This window comes from Mycobacterium sp. E2462, assembly GCF_001672685.1.
Taxonomy (GTDB): Bacteria; Actinomycetota; Actinomycetes; order Mycobacteriales; family Mycobacteriaceae; genus Mycobacterium.
In genome coordinates, this window is the sequence record NZ_LZKC01000246.1 from 1 (window position 1) to 18,832 (window position 18,832).

Consider the following 18,832-nt stretch of genomic DNA (forward strand, 5'->3'; position numbering starts at 1 on the left):
CTTCCCGCCCTACGCGGAGTACCAGACGAAGACCGAGCGGCACATCCCAGTCTTCGTCCTGGAATAACGGCGCGCAGAAACATTTGCGTTCGGTATGGGGCCGGCCCGCCCGGTTGACCATGCTATCGGCGTGACCTTATTTTCAGAGCCATAGCCAGGCACGCCCGGTGCGAACAACGACGTTGCGGGCACGCGAATGTGGCTGTGCCCTAGACCGATACGCAGTGCTGCCGGATAGTCGCATGCGCACAGCCGCCATCCAAGCAAGGAGAGGCCGATGCCGCACGCCGAACAGCGCTGCACCCCAACCGAATCGGCAAACAAACCGGGGCGCCGTGAACGCCTGCGCGCCGTTATTCCAGGACGAAGACTGGGATGTGCCGCTCGGTCTTCGTCTGGTACTCCGCGTAGGGCGGGAAGGCCTCGACGGCCAGCCGCCACCACTGGTCGCGCTCGGGACCGGCGAGCTCACGCGCGGTCAGCTCGACGACTTTCTCGCCGTCCTGAACCGTCACCGCGGGATTGGCCTTGACGTTGAAGTACCACCACGGATGCTTGGGCGCGCCGCCGTGCGAAGCGACGATGGCGTAGCGCCCGTTGTTCTCGACCCGCATCAGCGGTACGTATCGACGCTTACCCGACTTCGCTCCGCGCGTGACCACCAAGACCACGGGGCGGTCCAGTACGTCGACGCCGTCCGTCGTGCCGCGCTGCAGGATCTTCTCGGTTTGCGCGCGCACCCATTCGGTCGGGCTCAGTTCGATGTCGTCGTCCGCCATGCCGTGCACAACGCGCCGGTGGGTGCCCATATTCCTGCGGGCCGACCGCCACCGGGTAGTGAGGGCCGAACCGGCGTACAGTGAAACCATCACTTATATGAGCTAACTAAAGCGCTGCCGCGCGGAGGGGAGTGGGTCGATGGCCCGCACGGACAACGACACGTGGGATCTGGCATCTAGCGTCGGGGCGACCGCCACCGCGGTCGCGGCGCAGCGGGCGATCGCCTCCCAGGGACCGAACCCGCTGCTCGACGACCCTTATGCCGATCCGCTCGTTCGCGCGGTCGGCATCGACGTCTTCGTCAAACTCCTCGACGGCCAGGTCGAGCGCGCCGACGACCCACTGCTGAACCGCCAGGCCGTCAACGAGCAGATCACCGTGCGCACCCGCTTCTTCGATGACTTCTTCGTGCGGGCGACCGAGTCGGGCGTGCGCCAGGCCGTGATCTTGGCGTCCGGCTTGGACACCAGGGCCTACCGCCTGCCGTGGCCCACCGGCACCGTCGTGTACGAGATCGACCAACCCGAGGTCATCGAGTTCAAGACCCGGGTCCTCGCCGGCCTGGGCGCCCAGCCCACCGCCGAGCGCCGCACGGTGGCCATCGATCTCCGTGAGGATTGGCCGTCGGCCTTGGTGGACGCCGGTTTCGACGCCGGCCGGCCGACCGCGTGGAGCGCAGAAGGGCTCCTCGTGTACCTGCCGCCGGAGGCGCAGGACCGCTTGTTCGACAACATCATCGGGCTCTCGGCACCCGGCAGCCGCGTCGCGACCGAGCACATGGACATGCGGAACATCCCGGCCGACTGGGCCCAGAAGCTCACCGAACGGGCTCAACGGCTGGGCTCGACGATCAACCTGGCCGAATTGTTCTACACCGGCGAGCGCAACACCGCCGCCGAGTACCTCGCCGCGCGGGGCTGGCGAGTGGACATCACGACGACGGAGCAGGCATACGCCGGCCACGGATTCGAGGTGCCGAAGGACGAGCTCGCCTCGTTCGGAGAGACCTCGGGATACCTGGCGGCCGTCTCCGGCTGACACCCCTCTTATATCAACCGTCTTGACACATATCAGGGCGGTTGATATCAAAGAAACATGTCTCAATCAACGCGGGAAATGTTCGAGTCGGCCTACCGGGGCGAGGACCCCGAGATGGGCCACGGCAACCGGCCGCCGTGGAGCATCGGTGAGCCGCAACCGGAGATCGCCGGCCTCATCGCGGCCGGGAAGTTCCACGGCGAGGTGCTCGACGCGGGTTGCGGTGAGGCCGCGGTCTCGCTGCACCTGGCCGAACGCGGGTTCACCACGGTGGGGCTGGATCAGTCCCCGACCGCCATCTCGCTGGCACGGGACAAGGCCGCGCGCAGAGGCCTGACGAGCGCCACGTTCGAGGTCGCCGATATCAGCGACTTCACCGGCTACGACGGCCGATTCGGCACCATCGTCGACAGCACACTGTTCCACTCGATGCCCGTCGAGCTGCGCGACGGCTATCAGCGCTCGATCGTGCGGGCCGCGGCTCCGGGTGCGTCGTATTTCGTGCTCGTCTTCAGCCGCGACAGCGTCCCGGCCAACGGACCCGTGAACGCGGTCACCGAAGACGAACTGCGCGAGGTGGTCTCGCGGTACTGGGTGGTCGACGAGATTCGGCCGGCGCGCATCCATGCCAACGTGCCCGACAGCTTCCTGGCCCGCTTCGAAGGCTTCGCCGACGCCGACGTTCGCGACGAAGGCAACGGCCGCAAGTCCGTCGGGGCCTGGCTGCTGTCGGCCCACCTGGACGACCGGACCGGGCGCTAGCCGAGCGGGGCCGGCGCCGCGGTCCGCAAGGCCGATGGCCTGGCGCGGTTTCAGCTGGCCGGAATCGGTCGATCCTCAACGAGTAACCAGCCACACGTTCGGAGGATCTTTCGGTGGACCAGCAAGTCAACTTCAACCCACCCGCCGCGCCGGAGGACGCCCGCAAGGCGACCGAAGAACAGCGCCAGCTGCAAGAAGAGCTCGAGCACCAGAACGAGGACCCCGAAGGTCCGGGACTGCACCAGTCTCGGCACGACCTTCCCGACGAGGGCGGCCGCTAGGCGCGCCGGATCGCGCGCCTAGCTCAGCCCCGGCGACAGCATCGACGCCACGGCGCTGCGAGGCACCGACACCTGCGTCGCCTCCAGCGCCGGCTGTAGCGAGTTCTGGTCGAAGAAGAACACGATGGCGTCGTCGGTGATCGCGAAGCTCTGGTAGTTCGCGGGCTGCAAGCCCGTGTCCGGCGGGATCGACACGGCGGGCCCGTATCGGTCGGTCAGCGTCTTCTGGACGATCGGCAGAACGGCAGGCAGCGGCTGCGTCCCCGCCTTGAACAGCGAATCGAAGGTGATGACCTGCCGGGTCGCCGCGTTGTAGTTGAAGGACTTGTACCACGTCAGCGGGTGGGCGCCGCCCATGTTCTGGTAGATCTCGGTCACCACCGACTGCGTGCCGGTCTGGGCCGCCCCGGAGCTGTACCGGCTGCCCGTCACTTTCAGCGCGGTCGGCGGTTGACCGGTGCTCACCGCGCCGCGGCCGCCGGTGTAGTCGTTGTCCACCTTGGTCAGGTAGGCGATGAGGGCCGGCTCGTCGGGGTAGTTCGCCGGGAACACCATCGTGACGTCCGAGCCGGGCCCGGACGCCTCGAAGTGGCACATCTGGTCGGCGTCGACACTTGCCGGGCTGCATAACGGAGCGTCCGCGCCGGCGACGGGCGGACCGGCAAACACCGCCAGCATCCCCAGGGCGGCCGCCGTCGCCGTGGTCCGTCGCGCCCGCCGCCCTGGTGAACTCAGCACGGCTCCGTTGTTACCAGACGCGCGGGCTTTCCCGCGCCGCCGACACGACCCGGCGGACGCGAACGCTGCGATGTTCGCTGGCCTCAACTGCCCGCGTGGGCGGCCAGGATCGCCTCGGCGAAGGCGTCCGGGCACTCCTGTGGCACGTTGTGCCCGGCCGGTACGACGCGAACGTCGAGCAGCGCGGGGAAGTGCGGCGCGTGGGCCGCCCGGGTGGGCACGTTCGGAGCCAGGTAGTCGCATTGCGGGTCGACGATCACGGTGGGCACCGGAATCTGCGGTTGGCCGGCGATCTGCCGTTCGAGGTCGTCGTACGACGGGTCACCGGCGGCCAGCCCGTAGCGGTGCCGGTAGGAGTGCACCACGATGTCGACGAAGTCAGGATTGTCGAAAGACGCTGCGCTCGTGGCAAACTCGTCGTCGGTGAAACGCCATTGCGGCGACCACTCCCGCCATAGCGTGCGGGTGAATTCGCGGCGGTACGCGTTCAGGCCGGCTCGCCCACGCTCGCTGTGCAGGTAGTACTGGTACCAGAGCCGGCGCTCGGCGTCCGGCGGTGCCGGCCGCGCCGCGGCGGCGATGTTCTGCACGTTGTATCCGGACACCGTCACCAATGCCCGGACCCGGTGTGGCCACAGCGCCGCGACCAGGCAGGCGGCGCGCCCACCCCAGTCGAAGCCGGCCACGATCGGCGGCGCCAGGTCCAACGCGGCGATCAGGTCCCGTAGGTCCGCCGCCAGCGCGGCCTGCTGGCCCGACCGAGGGGTCGCCGGCGTCAGAAACCGGGTCCGCCCGTAGCCGCGCAGGTACGGCACGATCACGTCCGCGCCGGCAGCCGCGAGCACTGGCGCCACTCGGTCGTAGCAACGCGGGTCGTAGGGGAAGCCGTGCAGCAACACCACCGGCCACCCGTCCGCCGTCCCGTGTCGTTCCACGGCCACCTCGAGCACGCCGGCCCGCACCATCGTCACACCCACCGAAGCTACCTCCCCCGCCGCCGTCACGCCGAAAGTGGTTGCGGCCGTATAGCTTCCGGCGCGTGACGGCCGGTCACGTCGATGTCCGCGCTGACGTCGTCCAACGCACGGCCGCCGGGCTCCCGCACCAGAAGTGTCGCGCCGATCGCCGCCGTGTAACAGCAGAAGCCCAGCAGCGTCACCGCCCGCAGACCGGCGCCGCCGAGGAGCAGCGGCACGACGAGGGCGCCGAGGAAGGCGCCCACCTTGGCGATCGCCGAACTCAGGCCATGGAAGGTGCTGCGCACCGCCGTCGGGTAGGACTCCGCCGCGAGCAGCATCGTGGTGTAGTTCGGCCCGAACGCCACCCCGAACAGGGATAAGCCGAAGACGACGGCGAAGGGCACCACGGAGGCGCTGATCATCGGCACGACGGTCAGCAGCAACATCGCCAACGCGCACAGCGCGAAGCCGGCGGCCTGCAGAACGCGCCGCCGCACCCGGTCGAGGACCAGCAGCCCGACGATCGCGCCGCCGAGGCCGAAGCAGATGACCAGCACGGCGTTGAGCGCGATGTTGGCCACCAGGGTGCCGTGCGGGGCGATGTGCTTGATCAGCAGTGGCTGGCTGACGTAGCTGCCGTAGACGGCCACGTTGAAAAAGAACCAGCTGCCCGCGGTGCCCGCCAGGAGCGTCAGGACCTTCCGGTTGGTGAGGGCGGCGCGCAGCGCGACCGGGGGTCCGCCCCGCACTTGGGGGGCGGTGAAGGCGCCGGCACGCTCCCCGGCGAAGGCCTCGAAATCCCGCAGGGCCTGCTGCTCGTCGCCGCGCTCGGCGGTCCAGCGTGGCGATTCGGGCATGTGGCGGCGTTGGTAGAGCACCAGCAGGGATGGCAGGACACCGATGCCCAGGATCACCCGCCAGGCGAGGTGATCGGGCACCCCGATGGCGAGCACGAGAACGCTCACCAGGTAGGCGACCACCTGGCCGAGCACATAGAAGATGAAGGTCAGACCCACCAGTTGGCCGCGATTACGCCGGTTGGCGTACTCGGTCATGATGACGCCGCTCGCGGGATAGTCACCGCCGATGCCCACGCCCAGGATCAGCCGGGCGATGAGCAGCACCGTGAAATTGGTGGCGAACGCGCTGCCCAGCGCGCCGATGATCATCAGGACGGCTTCGAAGCCGTACACCCGCCGTCGACCGAGCATGTCTCCGAGCCGGCCGAAGGCGATTGCCCCCACCGCCACCGCCAGCAGTGTCGAACTCGTCAGCATGGAGATCTGGCCGCTCGTCAGATGGAATTGTGGGGTGGCGAGTAAGGTCACCGTGCCAATCACGTTGAGGTCGTAGGCGTCGGTGAAGAAGCCGGCACCGGCGGTTGCAGCCGCTTTGAAGTGGAAGATGTCGAGCTTGGCGTCGTCGATCGACTTGGTCACCCCGACGTGCGCGGCCGTGACCGGTGAAGCGTCCCGTCGCGATAAGGAACTTGTCATGATAAGTACCGTTCATCACGAGCGCGACGCCTGTCAACGGCTGAGGGTTTTACCCGCTGATGTTCAATTCTGCTTTACCTGAGCGTCATTCGGGTCAAACGCTTCTGCACTTAATTCCTGAACATGTATAGTCAGGTTCATGACCTTGGCGTTGCATGAGATCATCGCCGACAACTTACGAGAACAGATCCGCGGCGGCGACCTGCCGGTCGGCGCGGCGCTGCCGTCGGAATCTCAGCTCTGTGCCCAGTGGGGCGCCTCTCGCGGGCCGGTGCGGCAGGCGCTGGCCACGTTGCGGGCCGAGGGCGTGATCGCCGGCGGTCGCGGCAAGCGGCCCGTCGTGTGCACGGCCGCGACCCACCAACCCTTCGACACCCTGTTGTCCTACTCGGCCTGGGCGCATTCCATCGGGCGCTCGCCCGGGCAACGGACCCTCGAACTGGCCCTGCGGCCCGCCGACGAGCACGCCGCAACCGTGTTGGGTGTCGAGGCGGGGGCGCCCGTCGTGCAAGTGTTGCGGTTGCGCTACCTCGACGACGAGCCGGCGATGCTGGAGCGCGCGACGTTCGTCGAGCATGTCGGTCGTCGGTTGTTCGACTTCGACTGCGACTCAGGGTCGTTGTGGGCCTACCTGCTGTCGCAGGGTGTGCGGTTCGCCACCGCCTCACACGTGATCGACGCCGTGGCCGCCGACCGGATCGACGCGACGCACCTCGGGGTGGCGGAGGGCGCGCCGCTGCTGCGTCAGCAGCGCACGACGCGCAGCGTCGACGGCGACGTCATCGAATACCACGACGACCGCTATCTGCCCGCGACCGTCAGCTTCACGCTCGAAAACACCCTCGACGCGCGTTGCGCCTTGAGCCGCAACGCGAAACCCGGAACGGAGGTCCGCCCGTGACCGCAACCCCGCTCGATCTCGCCGTGTTCGACATGGCCGGCACCACCATCGACGAGGGCCTGCAGGTCTATCGCGTGCTCGCGGAGACGGCGGCCGCGCACGGCGCGCCGGCGACAGACGCCGACATCGCCCGCTGGCACGGGGCGGCCAAGCACGAGGCGTTACGGGCGCTGCTGACCATGCGTGACGGCACGCCGCCCGGCACCGACGAGCTGGCTGCCGTGGTGGCCGATTTCCGCAAGCGGCTGACGGCCGCGTACGCCACCACCCCGCCCAGGCCGCTGCCGGGCGTCACGGACGCGCTGGCCACGTTGCGGGCCGCAGGCGTAAAGGTCGCTCTCACAACGGGCTTCGATCGTGACATCGTGGCCTCGTTGTTGCGCGAGCTCGGCTGGGAGGGCGACTCGACGGTCGACGCGGTCGTGTGTGGGAGCGACGTGCCGAGCGGTCGCCCGGCGCCGTTCATGATCTTCCGGGCCATGGAGTCCGTGGGCGTCACCGACGTCGCCCGGGTACTGGTTGCCGGGGACACGCCACGCGACCTACAGGCCGGTACCAACTCGGGTGCCGCCTTCGTCGTCGGCGTGCTGTCCGGTGCCGGCGACGCGGCCGAACTCGGCGCCCACCGCCACACCCACCTGCTGCCAAGCGTCGCCGAGCTGCCGGCATGGTTGGGATTGCGCAGCGTCGTCAGCAGCCGGGCATGACGCGGACCAAGGCGGCGGTCTGGCGCGGCGGCAGCGACATCGCCGTCGAGTCGATTCCGCTCCCCCGCCTGGAGCCCGGCGATGTCTTGGTGCGAGTGCGCCTTGCCACCGTGTGCGGCAGCGACCGTCACACGGTGAGCGGGCGACGCACGCAGCCCTGCCCGTCGATCCTCGGGCACGAGACGGTCGGCGATGTCATTGCGCTGGGCGACGATTCGGCTCGTGCGGTGGACGGCCGGCCGCTGCGCGTGGGGCAGCGCGTGATCTGGTCGGTCACCCTGCCGTGCGGGACATGCGACCGCTGCCGCGCCGGCATCACGGCGAAATGCCGGACCGTCCGCAAGGCCGGCCACGAATCGTTGGAATCCGGCTGGGGACTGTCCGGCGGTTACGCCGAACACGCGGTGTTGCCGAGCGGGCTGCCCATCGCCATCGTCGACGACGGCCTCCCCGACGCGGTGGCGGCGCCGGCGGCGTGTGCGACGGCCACCGTCATGGGGGTCGTCGAACGCGCGGGACCGCTGTCGGGTCGCCGCGTCGTGGTCATCGGGGCCGGCATGCTGGGGATCACCGCGGCCGCGGCCGCGGCCTGGTCCGGCGCCACGTCGATCGTCACGGTCGACCCGAGCCCCGAGAGGCGGCGACTGGCGCGCCGATTCGGCGCCACCGGGGCGCTCGAAAGCGCGGCGGACGCGGGAACGTGCGACGTGCTGCTCGACCTGTCCGGGTCGTCCGCGGCGATCCAGGACGGGCTGGCCGCGCTCGACGTCCAGGGCGTGGCGGTGCTCGCCGGCTCGGTCGCCCCCGGCCTCCCGGTCGCCCTCGACCCCGAGGCGGTCGTCCGCCGACAACTGTCCATCCTCGGCGTGCACAACTATGAGCCGCGGCACCTGAGCGCGGCCCTGAACTTTTTGCGCCAGACCCGCGACCGCTTCCCCTGGGCGGAGTTGGTGGCCGCCCCGCGACCGCTGCACGACCTCGCGACCTTGCTCACCGGGCCGGCGGGGGCGGCGCCGCGGTATTCGATCGCTCCCTGATCCTGTTGCGCCACAGCGCGCTCGGGCTCACAGCGCCAACGACGCCAAGAACTCCTGCGTGCGGCGCCGCGACGCGCTGCGCGCGGCGGCGTCCTCACCTAACGAAACGATGCGGGCGGCAAGATCGGTGACGCCCGCGTCGCGGTAGCGACACAGCCGCCGGAAGATCGCCTCTTCACTGCCCGCCGCCATCGTGTCCCCGACGTCCCGGGCGTCCCCATGTTCCAGCAGTCGCACGTAATTCGGCGAGAAGTCCGCGCGCACCCGGATGACCGAGCACACCATGCCGGATCTCGTGAAAGATGCTGCGCCCGAACAGGTGACACCCATCGTCGTGTACCTGGCGCACGAGTCGTGCACCCGAACCGCGCACATCTACCGCGTCGGCGGCCAGCACGTCAGCCGGGTGTTTCTCGGTGAGACCGCCGGGATCGACGACGCCACCCTGACCCCGGAATCGTTCGCCGGCGCAATCGACCGCGTGGACGACAGCAGCGATTTCAGAATCCGCGGCGGACCGCACTGAAATCGGTTGGCGGGCAGTCTAGTAGCAATCGTCAGCCACGCTCGGGCACATCGGGCAACAGCTGCACGGCCTCCGGCATGCCCCAGCCGCGCAGCTTCTCCGACAGTTCGCGGACACAGCGTCCGGCCCAGGCGGGATCGAGCCGATAAAGCAACTGATATTGGTGAGCCCACCGCAATTCCCGGCGATCACGGCCGTCGCCGCGGGCCCGCGACGCGTAGCCGCTCGCGACGATCGACGAGAAGGTCTCGGCGAACCAGTAGAGAACGTCGTCCAACTCGCCGACGAGGTCCAGATTAGGCCGACCGCGTTCCCAATAGGCGAAGTGGTACCGGCCGTCGGAATCGACGAACACGTTGTAGTCGTCGTCTCTGCGAATCGCCCCCACTTCGATGCGTGGCACATGCAGCGCCGCGGCCAGGCGATCGATCTCCGCCTGCAAATGGCTGCACTTCGTGTCGACCATGCGCCGACACTACGTCGCGCGTCCTCCCCCGCGGACGGCCGCCGGCCGGTGTTTCGATCCCGAGGGCCGGAAAATGTTACGGCTCCCGCCGTGGGGGAATAACCGGTCGTTGAGGACGGTTTGGGCACGGGTAGGCGACAGACAGGGGCAGGCGATGAAGTTCGGGATCTCCACGTTCGTCAACGACGACACCATCGACACGGTGTCGCTGGCCCGGGCCATCGAGGAGCGCGGCTTCGCGTCGCTGGTGATCGCCGAGCACACGCACATCCCCGCCAGCCGGGAATCGCCGTATCCGCAGGGCGGTGACCTGCCCGGCATCTACTACCGCACGCTGGACCCGTTCGTCACGCTCGCCGCCGCGGCGGCCGTGACGTCCGCGATCGAGCTGTTCACCGGCATCGCGCTGCTCATCGAGCGGGATCCCATCATCACCGCGAAAGAGACCGCCAGCATCGACCTGATCTCGGGCGGCCGCTTCGTCTTCGGTGTCGGCGCAGGCTGGAACATCGAGGAGCTGCGCAACCACGGCACCGACCCCAAGACGCGCGGCGCGCTGCTCGACGAGCGCATCGAGGCCATTCGCGCGTTGTGGACCACCGAACCCGCCGAATATCACGGCAAGTACGTCAACTTCGACGCGTCCTACAGCCGGCCGAAGCCCGTGCGCAAGCCACATCCGCCGATCTTCATCGGCGGCAACTCCGACGCCACGGTCAAGCGTGTCGTTCGGCACCGAGCCGGTTGGATCTCCAACCCGCTGCCGCTGGAGCAACTCACCCAGCGCACCAACCAGTTGCGCGAGAAGGCCGATTACGACGTTCCGCTGGCGATGTTCGGCACGCCGAAGGACCTCGATTACTGGCGGGCCGCCGAAGAGCTGGGCTTCGACCAGCTGGCGCTGCTGTTGCCGACCAAGCCCCTCGACGAGTCGCTGCGGGTGCTCGACGAGCTCGCCGCGCTGGTGGACCAGTACCGAGGCTAACGCTCGGAATCGAGCGCGGCCATGTGCTCGGCGGTGTAGCGGTCACCGGCCACCTCACCATCGGGGACCGCTGCCTCGATACGCGTCAGCTGCTCGTCGGACAGCGTGACCGCGACCGCGCCGAGCGCCTCCTGTAAGCGGGTGCGCGTTCGCGCGCCGATGAGCGGGACGACGTCGGTCCCGCGGGAGGCCACCCACGCGATCGCCGCCTGCGCCACCGACACGCCCAATTGGTCGGCGACACCTCGCAGCGTCTCGACCAGGGAGAGATTGTGGTCCAGGTTCTCCCCGGAGAACCGCGGATACAGCGAGCGGGAATCCCTTTCTGCCGCAGCCGATCTCGCCCAGTGGCCCCCGAGCAGGCCGCGCGACAGCACGCCGTATGCGGTCACCCCGATCCCGAGGTCGCGGCAGGTGCCCAGGATGTCACGCTCGACGCCACGGCTCACCAGTGAGTACTCGATCTGCAGGTCGCTGATCGGCCGGATCGCGGCCGCGCGGCGAATGGTCTCCGATCCCACCTCGGACAGGCCGATGTGGCGCACGTAACCCGCGTCCACCAGCTCGCCGATGGCCCCGACGGTGTCCTCGATCGGCACCGCGGGATCCAGCCGGGCCGGTCGGTAGACGTCGAGGTAATCGGTGCCGAGGCGCTGCAACGAATACGCCGCGGCCGATTTGACGGCGGCCGGCCTGGCGTCGAAGCCCACCCACGACCCGTCGGGGCCGAGCAGACCACCGAACTTGACGCTCAGTTGATACGACTCGCGCGGCCGCCCGCGCAGGGCCTCGGCGATCAACAACTCGTTGTGGCCCATGCCGTAGAAGTCGCCGGTGTCCACCAACGTGATGCCGGCGTCGAGGGCGGCGCGCAGGGTGGCGATGCTCTCGGTGCGGTCCGACTCGCCGTACGCACCGGACATCGCCATGCAACCCAGGCCCACCGCGGACGTGGTCAGGGCGCCCAAGGATTTCGTTTGCATGCCAGCCAGTCTGTCAAGGCGATCGGTGCCGGTGCCACGTCGTGTCGAGCCAGGGATTCGCAGTCCCTGTCTGAGCCGGCGCGACTGGGCCACAATGATCGGATGGATCGTGAAGCCTTGGCGCAGTTCCTGCGCCGCCGGCGCGAATCACTGGTTCCCGCGGATGTGGGGTTGCCCGCCGGGTTCCGACGTCGCGCGGTCGGTCTGCGGCGCGAGGAGGTCGCGCATCTGACGGGGATGTCGGCGGACTACTACGGCAGGTTGGAGCAGGCGCGCAGCGCGCAGCCATCGCCGCAGATGTTGGCGGCGCTGGCGCGTGCATTGCGCTTGACCGACGACGAGACGGACCACCTCTACCGACTGGCCGGTCACGCGGTGCCCGACCGCGGCGGGCGCTGCGCGCGGGTGCGCCCGGCGCTGTTGTTCGTGTTGGACCGGATGCGCGACGCCGCCGCTTTCGTGTGCTCGGACACCGGGATCATGTTGGCGCACAACGACTTAGCCCGGTTGCTTCTCGGCGATATGGCCGCCGGTGGACGGGGACTGGAGGCCAGCATGACTTGGCGATGGTTCACCGATCCGCGGGCCCGCGAGATGACGCCGGCCGAGAGCCACCGGGAGCACAGCCGCACCGTCGTGGCCGACCTGCGCGCCGCGTGGGCGCGCCGCCGCGCCGACGCCGACATGTGCGAGCTCGTCGAGGGCCTGTTGGAGCGCAGTGCCGAATTCGCCGAGCTGTGGGCGCGCCATGAGGTCGCGACCCGGCGGATGCAGCGCAAGACATTCCTGACTCGCATCGGACCCATCGCGCTGGACTGTGAGGTGCTGGCGACGACGGACGGCCAACAGTTCGTGGTCTTGACCCCGCCCGCGGGCTCGTCGGCGCTCGAGGATCTGCGCCTGCTCGCGGTGGTCGGCGACCAGGCCGTGGGCTGACCGCGCCAAACACTCAGCCTATTCGCGCGATTCGCGGGCAACGGCGGCCGCTGCGGACGCAGCGGTGCGGCACTGCAAGGATGGCGGCATGGGGAAGGCAGCGGTTGCGGCCGTGCGCAGGCGTCCACCGTCCAAGCGGGCCGCGGCCTGGTTGCGGATGAAAATCGACGTGGCGATGAGCGCGCCGGTTCGGGCAACACAACGCACCAAACGTCCAGGGCGCGACGCCCCGCGCCTGCGAACGGCGCCGAAAGCCAACGCCAGCTTGCCTCGAGGTAACCGCGCGGTGAAATCGCCTGCGCGGCAAGGCGAGCGCAGGGGCGGACGCCGTCCCGTCGCCGTGCACCGCGACGGTCAGCGGCACCCGTTTGCCAGGACGCGGCGTCAGCGAGGCACCCGCATCGCGAGGTAGTACTCGTGGCGGCGTTTGTGGTCGACCGTGTAACCGATGGCCTTCGCGACGCCCTTGGAGTCGTAGGCCAGCCACCGCTCCGTGCGCTGGCGCTCGAACTCGCTCCACGACGCCACCGTGAATTTTTCGATGAAGGTGTTCGGTTTGCCGGCGCTCTGATACAGCCGCCAACTGTGGCCGCCGGTGCGCAACCGCGATCTGCGGACCGCGCTCATCGCCTGGACGAAGTCTTTGAGGTTCTCGGCGAGCACCTGATAGCGCACGGTCACCATCACCGGCCCGTCGTGCGGACAGGGTTCGAAGACCAGCCTCGGGATGGGCCAGGTCGTGGAGACGTCGACGTTCAACTTTCCGGTGGCGGGCCGAAGTGGCAGTGGCCCCACGCTCAGGGCGACCACACCCAGCAGCACGGCCGAGCACACCATCGCGACGTCGAGGCCCTCGCGGGTGGCAACGAGCCCCCAGGCGTAGGAACCGATCGCCTGCGATCCGGTGAAGACCAGAAGGTACATCGATAGCGCGCGGGCCCGGACCCAGCGCGGTAACGACAACTGGGCGGCCGCGTTCAGCGTGGTCAGCGTCATCAGCCACGCCATCCCCGACAACACCAGGAAGGGTGCCGCCGCCGCGAACGGCAACCAGACCACGGCCAGGGGCGCCAGCGCGTAGACGGCGGCGCACGCGGCCAGCAGCGCGTTGTCCGACAGCCGGCGGTGCAAAGGCGCGGCGACGGTCACTGCGAGGACGGCGCCAAACCCGATGGCGCCCAGGGCGATACCGTATCCGCCCGCACCCAGTTGCCACCGGTGTGCGGCGGCTACCGGCAGGAGCGCCAACAGCGCCGACGCGGGGAACAAGAAGAGCGCCGCCCGCAGCAGAATCCTGCGGAAGATGGGTCCGTTGCGCACGTACTGCAGGCCCGTGACGATGGCCTGGCTGAGGTGCTCGCGCTCCACCGGAGCGAGCTGCTTGGGTCGCTGCCAGGTCGTCAGGGCGACGATGATGCCCGCGAACGACACGGCGTTCATCGCGAACACCGCGGCGGGACCCACCACGGCGACGACGGCGCCGCCGACTGCGGGCCCGAGCGCGCGGGCCGCGTTCACCGAGACGCTGGCGAGCGTTGCGGCGGCCGGTATCTGGTCGCGAACGACCACCTCGGGTTGGATCGCCTGCCAGGCCGGTGCGGTGAGCGCGGAGGCGCAGCCGATCGCCACGGTGAACGTGAGCAACGACGCCGGGCCCAGTCGCCCCAAGTACGTCACCACGGCCAGCGCCAGCGCCACCAGCACGGCGTAGGACTGCAGCGCCATGAGGAGCCGGCGCTGGTCGAACAGGTCGGCGAGCACCCCTGCGAACAGGCCCAGCAGCAGCGTCGGTCCGAGGCTCGCGGTCTGAACGAGGGCTACGACCACGTCGCTGCTGTGCGTCTCCACCAAGAACCACTGGGCCGCCACACTTTGCATCCAAGTACCGATGTTGGATACGAACTGGGCGATGAACAGTGCACGAAAGACCCGATTGCGCAACGGGGCCCAGGTGGACGGCTGGGTGCCGTCGGCGCGGTCTTGCTCCTTGATCACCATGGAACGGTGCGCCGGCCGGGCGCCAGGCCCTCGGATCCAGTGCGACTAGGCGGCCCCACGCGCGAACACCTTCGAATACATGACAACGCCTTTCGCGCCATTCGGGACTTCGCAGTTTACCGCCGCCGGTGCACCACTGCCGTTTCGGCCGCCCGCGTCGTTCGCGTGCAACGTCGGGCTGTTGACAGATATTCCGCTGGTTGCTGGCCGCGGTGCCGATCGGGTGCGCCCGTAATGCCCTGCTCGGCAGGCGCTTTGGCCATGTATCGCCTCGGCGGGGTCTGCGCATTGCCCGCTCCGTCAGCACCGTCGCACGCGGCGTACCGGCAGCCCGAAGCCGGCCATCGCATCCAGAATCGCTTGGCTTCGACGCGCGACCGCGTCGCCTCCGGCGTCGGAGAGTTGCGCCGCTACCCCGACGATGGCCGACGCGACCGTGTGCCACATCGTGGCGACCGGCAACGCCCGGTCGCTGACGGCGTTGAGGGCCGCGAACAGCGGCGTCAGGCTGCGGTGGCAGCGATGCGCGACCCACGTCGTCAGCGCCAGCTCGCCGGGCAACACCACGATCGCCTCGCGTGGCGTGCCGCGGCCCTGGGCCGCACTGCACAGATTCAGCAGGCAGGGGTCGTCCGGCAACACCCGCAGCGTCGGATCGACGATGGCGATCCAGTCGATCGCGCTGTCCTTATCAACGTGCATCCACAGGTTTTCCAGGCCGACGTCCCACGCCCGACCCTCCAACAGGACCAGCGGCAGCATCCGCCCGAGAATGTCGTGGGTCAGGGTCGCCGCCAGTTGGCGTGCGGCCGCGCGCCAGCCCATATCCCGCGTGGCCGTCTCGAACATCGCGGGAAGCAGTTCCGTCGTGCGCCGGGAGTCGACCGGCCACCACCGAGAGGGATTGACGTCGGCCAACACGGCGACACCGTAGACCCGGGGGTAGCGCGGGGCCAGGTCGCGCAGGCGACGGCAGGACTCGTGAACCGGCAGCATCCGCCGGACTTCCATTCGGGAGATCAACGGATCTTCGATCGCCAGGGTCACCACTCCGCCTCCTCTACTTAGGTTAGGCTAACCTAGCGCAGCGGCCTGGGGTGGGGCCAGGCCTCGCGCAGACCGCGCCGTTGAACCGCGCGGTCAGGTGAACCGAGGGGAGTGACGCATGACGGCCCGATCCCACTTCTGTGTGATCGTGGGTTACGGAACCGACATGGGTAACGCCGAGGACGCCGCCATGTCCGTCGCCGAAGCCCTCGAGAAGGCGCTCGGGATCGAGGCCCGAGCCATCGAGCTCAACCAGGTCGAGCTCGGTCAGCTGCGTTCGGCGACCCACTTCGTCGCGGTCACCTCGACGTTCGGCGAGGGCGAGTTTCCCGATAACGCCGCACTGTTCTGGCAGGCGCTCAGCGCCGACACGGTGGCCGCGCTGACACCGCTGAAGTTCGCCGTCCTCGCCCTCGGCGACAGCGGGTACGACCTGTTCTGCAACGCGGGCCGGCTGCTCGATGAACGCCTCGCGGAGCTCGGGGCCACAAGGTTGCTCGACCGTGTCGACGTCGACGGCCCCTACCGGCAGGCCGCCGAGTCGTGGACGGCGGACCTGGTCGAGTTGTTGGCCTGCGCGCGCAACGGGAGCTCGGCCACGTCCTCGCCGGCGACCGTGGCGACCCGGGCGCCGGGGGACGCGGCGCACAAGCCCGCCGACATCATCGAGGCCCGCGTCGTCGTCAACCGGCTACTCAGCGCGCCCGGCTCCGACAAGGAGGTCCGCCACTACGAACTCGAGTTCGGCGACACCGCGTTCCCCTACCGCGCCGGCGATTCGCTCGCGGTGCACGCGACGAACGATCCCGTGCTGGTGGGCGCGATCCTGGCGGAACTCGGCGTCGCGCCCGAGTACGTGCCGGCCGGCTACGACGAACCCCTCGGTGTCTTGCTGACGGAGCACCTGGAGATCCGCACGCCGTCGCGGGCGTTGCTGGCGGCGTCGGCCGCCCTGATAGGGCTTTCGGACGACACCGCCGGCCCGGGCTCGCGCTGGTACGGCATGGACGTCCTCGACGTGGTCCGGCTGAGCGGCCTGACCGTCGACGAGGTGGTCGACACGCTGCGCCCCTTGCAGGCGCGCGACTATTCCATCTCGTCGAGCCCGCTGGTCCACCCGAACCGGGTGCACCTGACGGTCGCGACGGTGCGCTACGCCGCGCGCAATCGCCGCTACGGTGGCGTGGCGTCGACCTTCCTGGCCGATCGCGGGGAGACGGTGCGGGTGCAATTGCGGCCCAACCACCAATTCCGACTGCCCGCACCCGACGTACCGATCATCATGGTGGGTCCGGGCACCGGCATCGCGCCGTTTCGCGGATTCCTTCAACAGCGACAGGCGGCCCGGGCTCCGGGCCGCGCGTGGCTCTTCTTCGGGGAACGACGCCAGGCCACCGACTTTCATTACGCCGAGGAACTCCGTGGCTTTCTGGAATTCGGCGCGCTGACCCGCCTCGACCTCGCATTCTCCCGCGACGCCACCGATGCGGCGCCGAAAACGTATGTGCAACAGCGGCTCTGGGACAACGGCCCCGACGTCTTCGACTGGCTGCGCAGCGGTGCCCACCTCTACGTGTGCGGAGACGCCGAGCGGATGGCCAAAGATGTCGACACCACCGTGCGCGCCCTGGTAGCCCGATTCGGCGCACGGTCCGCGGCCGCCGCCGACGCGTACGTCGACGACCTCATCCGCAATCACCGATACGTGCGCGACGTCTATTGACCGGCGGTGGACACCTCCTGGTCGTCGAGCAACGCCTGGGCGGCCCGGCCGAACATCGTGTCCTTGATGACACCCAGCGTGCCCGGATCCTTGGCTCCCAGCGGGCGCAACACGTCGATCGCCGCCCCTGGCAGCGCGCCTTCGTCGGCGGTCGCGTCGACGATGCCGAACCGCTGCGCGTCGGGGCCACCGAAGCGCCGCCCGGTCGTCATCGCCGCCACCGCCGCCTGCGGGGTCAGCTTCGCCTGGATGAGCGCCGCCATCCCCGGATTGAAGGGAATGCGGATGTCGACCTCGGGCAGGCAGAAGTAACCGCGGTCCGCGCGCATCACCCGGAAGTCGTGGGCCAGGGCCAGCATCGCGCCGGCGCCGAAGGCATGACCCACTACGGCGGCGGCCGTGGGGACGGGCAGCGTCAGCACCCGCGCCAGGAGCTGATGGACGCGGCCGATGTACCAACGCCCCCGGTCACTGTGGGCGCCCAACCAGTCCAGGTCCAAGCCGTTGGAGTAGAACTTGCCACCGGCGGTCGTCACCAGACCCTGGGCACCGTCGGCGACGACCTGATCCAACGCGGCGTCGAGATCGTCGAGAAATGCTGGGCTGAAACGGTTTTCGTCTGGCCCCAGGTGTAGCACAGCAATCTTGTCGTGGTAGTCGATGTGCAGCGTCATGCGGTCTCCCTTGCGGTGTGGTCGGACGGTCGAGCTATTCGCGGCGGCGGCCCCACCGCCAGCACAGCGCGCACCGCGGCGCGCAGTTGAGCGCGGCGCGTCGGGTCTTCGACCGCGTCGCGGCTCAGCAGCAGCGCGGTCGGCAGATCGACGATGCAACTGGTGATGACGTCGACGGCGGCCCTGTCCTTGCGGTCCCACAACCGCCTCGCCAGTCGCACCATCAGGTCGACGAGCTGGCTGTCCAGATCGCGAAGCTGCGCCGCGACGTCGCTGGGGATGTCATCGGCGAGCACGTCGGCACGCCGGACGGTGAACACCAACCTGGCCGAGGTCGCGTAGCGACCGGCAAATACGACCGGGGCGTCCGCGGCGGCCACGACAGCGTCGGCCGCGTCCTGACCCTCGGGCACCTCATCGACCAGGGCGCTCTGCACCGCCAGGAACCGTCGGCCCGCGCGCAGCCACGCGTGTGCCATCAGGCCGGCGCGGGAGGCGAAGGCGTGATACACCGCGCCGTTGGAGATACCGACCGCGGCGCTGATCGCACGGATAGACACCGCGGCCGGCCCCGCGCGCACCGCGAGCTCTTCGACGGCGTCGAGCACGCTGTCCAGGTCGTGGACACGCGGTCGAGGCATGCGGACACCATAACAGAGCAATCGCTCTGTTATCAGGCGGTGGCGCGGGGCGTGATCGCGGCGCAGGCTGCGAAGCGGCCGCGGTCGGTGGCGATAGAATCGGGACTTATATCGCCTGGCCGGGGGATGACGCGCAGCCGAGACCGCGCACGCG

Annotated in this window: 21 protein-coding genes and 1 pseudogene; 11 read left to right on the forward strand and 11 right to left on the reverse strand. The window is 69.2% G+C overall.

Features of this window, described 5'->3' with window-relative positions; translation table 11 throughout:
• Nucleotides 1-67 (forward strand): nitroreductase/quinone reductase family protein (locus tag A5714_RS27620; RefSeq protein WP_156747286.1); only part of this gene is annotated, 67 nt, incomplete at its 5' end.
• A gap of 286 nt (nucleotides 68-353) precedes the next feature.
• Here A5714_RS27620 and A5714_RS12015 read toward each other — a convergent pair.
• Entirely contained in the window at nucleotides 354-779 is a 426-nt protein-coding gene (locus tag A5714_RS12015; protein ID WP_068285456.1) for a nitroreductase family deazaflavin-dependent oxidoreductase, read from the reverse strand.
• 139 nt (nucleotides 780-918) lie between these two features.
• Here A5714_RS12015 and A5714_RS12020 point away from each other — a divergent pair, with 139 nt between their 5' ends.
• From A5714_RS12020 to A5714_RS26615, 3 genes are all read left to right on the forward strand, one after another.
• Nucleotides 919-1,818: a class I SAM-dependent methyltransferase gene (locus A5714_RS12020; RefSeq protein WP_068285426.1), complete on the forward strand. Its 900-nt coding sequence runs from the start codon at nucleotides 919-921 to the stop codon at nucleotides 1,816-1,818.
• Between the two features lie 57 nt (nucleotides 1,819-1,875).
• The gene (locus A5714_RS12025; RefSeq protein ID WP_197513656.1) at nucleotides 1,876-2,580 is read left to right on the forward strand and encodes a class I SAM-dependent methyltransferase; all 705 of its coding nucleotides are present in this window, start codon (nucleotides 1,876-1,878) and stop codon (nucleotides 2,578-2,580) included.
• Nucleotides 2,581-2,693: 113 nt separating this feature from the next.
• Complete coding sequence (locus A5714_RS26615) at nucleotides 2,694-2,861, forward strand: hypothetical protein (protein WP_197513657.1); 168 nt, start codon at nucleotides 2,694-2,696, stop codon at nucleotides 2,859-2,861.
• Between the two features lie 18 nt (nucleotides 2,862-2,879).
• Here the strand turns inward: A5714_RS26615 and A5714_RS12030 are convergent, their stop codons facing one another.
• From A5714_RS12030 to A5714_RS12040, 3 genes are all read right to left on the reverse strand, one after another.
• Entirely contained in the window at nucleotides 2,880-3,599 is a 720-nt protein-coding gene (locus tag A5714_RS12030) for an esterase (protein WP_068285431.1), read from the reverse strand.
• 83 nt (nucleotides 3,600-3,682) lie between these two features.
• The gene (locus tag A5714_RS12035) at nucleotides 3,683-4,576 is read right to left on the reverse strand and encodes an alpha/beta fold hydrolase (protein ID WP_231975875.1); all 894 of its coding nucleotides are present in this window, start codon (nucleotides 4,574-4,576) and stop codon (nucleotides 3,683-3,685) included.
• A gap of 23 nt (nucleotides 4,577-4,599) precedes the next feature.
• Nucleotides 4,600-6,054 (reverse strand): MFS transporter, encoded by a 1,455-nt coding sequence (locus A5714_RS12040; protein WP_082959706.1) that lies wholly within the window; start codon nucleotides 6,052-6,054, stop codon nucleotides 4,600-4,602.
• Nucleotides 6,055-6,193: 139 nt separating this feature from the next.
• Between A5714_RS12040 and A5714_RS12045 the strand changes: the two genes are divergently transcribed.
• The 3 genes from A5714_RS12045 to A5714_RS12055 are packed head-to-tail and all read left to right on the forward strand — an operon-like array spanning nucleotide 6,194 to nucleotide 8,699.
• A complete protein-coding gene (locus A5714_RS12045) occupies nucleotides 6,194-6,955 on the forward strand; it encodes a GntR family transcriptional regulator (protein WP_068285435.1) in 762 nt (253 codons plus the stop codon).
• Complete coding sequence (locus A5714_RS12050; protein WP_231975876.1) at nucleotides 6,952-7,662, forward strand: phosphonatase-like hydrolase; 711 nt, start codon at nucleotides 6,952-6,954, stop codon at nucleotides 7,660-7,662. Before A5714_RS12045 ends, A5714_RS12050 begins: the two co-directional genes overlap by 4 nt.
• A complete protein-coding gene (locus tag A5714_RS12055; protein WP_068285442.1) occupies nucleotides 7,659-8,699 on the forward strand; it encodes a zinc-binding dehydrogenase in 1,041 nt (346 codons plus the stop codon). The genes A5714_RS12050 and A5714_RS12055 overlap by 4 nt, the downstream gene beginning before the upstream one ends.
• Nucleotides 8,700-8,726: 27 nt before the next feature.
• On the opposite strand, the pseudogene A5714_RS12060 reads toward A5714_RS12055, so the two are convergent.
• Nucleotides 8,727-8,957: pseudogene (locus A5714_RS12060) on the reverse strand (LLM class F420-dependent oxidoreductase); the annotation flags it as partial.
• A gap of 25 nt (nucleotides 8,958-8,982) precedes the next feature.
• Here A5714_RS12060 and A5714_RS12065 point away from each other — a divergent pair.
• Nucleotides 8,983-9,225: a hypothetical protein gene (locus A5714_RS12065; RefSeq protein ID WP_156747285.1), complete on the forward strand. Its 243-nt coding sequence runs from the start codon at nucleotides 8,983-8,985 to the stop codon at nucleotides 9,223-9,225.
• Between the two features lie 31 nt (nucleotides 9,226-9,256).
• Here the strand turns inward: A5714_RS12065 and A5714_RS12070 are convergent, their stop codons facing one another.
• Nucleotides 9,257-9,691, reverse strand: coding sequence for an Imm63 family immunity protein (locus tag A5714_RS12070; RefSeq protein ID WP_068285446.1), 435 nt, complete (start codon nucleotides 9,689-9,691; stop codon nucleotides 9,257-9,259).
• 154 nt (nucleotides 9,692-9,845) lie between these two features.
• Here A5714_RS12070 and A5714_RS12075 point away from each other — a divergent pair, with 154 nt between their 5' ends.
• A complete protein-coding gene (locus A5714_RS12075; RefSeq protein WP_068285447.1) occupies nucleotides 9,846-10,676 on the forward strand; it encodes an LLM class F420-dependent oxidoreductase in 831 nt (276 codons plus the stop codon).
• Here the strand turns inward: A5714_RS12075 and A5714_RS12080 are convergent.
• Entirely contained in the window at nucleotides 10,673-11,659 is a 987-nt protein-coding gene (locus A5714_RS12080; RefSeq protein ID WP_068285448.1) for an aldo/keto reductase, read from the reverse strand. The genes A5714_RS12075 and A5714_RS12080 overlap by 4 nt on opposite strands.
• A gap of 102 nt (nucleotides 11,660-11,761) precedes the next feature.
• On the opposite strand from A5714_RS12080, the gene A5714_RS12085 reads away from it, so the two are divergent.
• Nucleotides 11,762-12,595 (forward strand): helix-turn-helix transcriptional regulator, encoded by an 834-nt coding sequence (locus tag A5714_RS12085; protein ID WP_068070606.1) that lies wholly within the window; start codon nucleotides 11,762-11,764, stop codon nucleotides 12,593-12,595.
• Between the two features lie 384 nt (nucleotides 12,596-12,979).
• On the opposite strand, the gene A5714_RS12090 is transcribed toward A5714_RS12085, so the two are convergent.
• Entirely contained in the window at nucleotides 12,980-14,590 is a 1,611-nt protein-coding gene (locus tag A5714_RS12090) for an MFS transporter (protein ID WP_231975877.1), read from the reverse strand.
• Nucleotides 14,591-14,893: 303 nt separating this feature from the next.
• Complete coding sequence (locus A5714_RS12095; protein ID WP_068285463.1) at nucleotides 14,894-15,640, reverse strand: iron reductase; 747 nt, start codon at nucleotides 15,638-15,640, stop codon at nucleotides 14,894-14,896.
• 118 nt (nucleotides 15,641-15,758) lie between these two features.
• Between A5714_RS12095 and A5714_RS12100 the strand changes: the two genes are divergently transcribed.
• Complete coding sequence (locus A5714_RS12100; RefSeq protein WP_068285452.1) at nucleotides 15,759-17,363, forward strand: sulfite reductase flavoprotein subunit alpha; 1,605 nt, start codon at nucleotides 15,759-15,761, stop codon at nucleotides 17,361-17,363.
• Here A5714_RS12100 and A5714_RS12105 read toward each other — a convergent pair.
• A complete protein-coding gene (locus tag A5714_RS12105) occupies nucleotides 17,357-18,037 on the reverse strand; it encodes an enoyl-CoA hydratase/isomerase family protein (protein ID WP_068070612.1) in 681 nt (226 codons plus the stop codon). The two genes, A5714_RS12100 and A5714_RS12105, sit on opposite strands and share 7 nt — an antisense overlap.
• A complete protein-coding gene (locus tag A5714_RS12110; protein WP_068285454.1) occupies nucleotides 18,034-18,678 on the reverse strand; it encodes a TetR/AcrR family transcriptional regulator in 645 nt (214 codons plus the stop codon). Before A5714_RS12110 ends, A5714_RS12105 begins: the two co-directional genes overlap by 4 nt.
• Nucleotides 18,679-18,832: the final 154 nt, after the last annotated feature.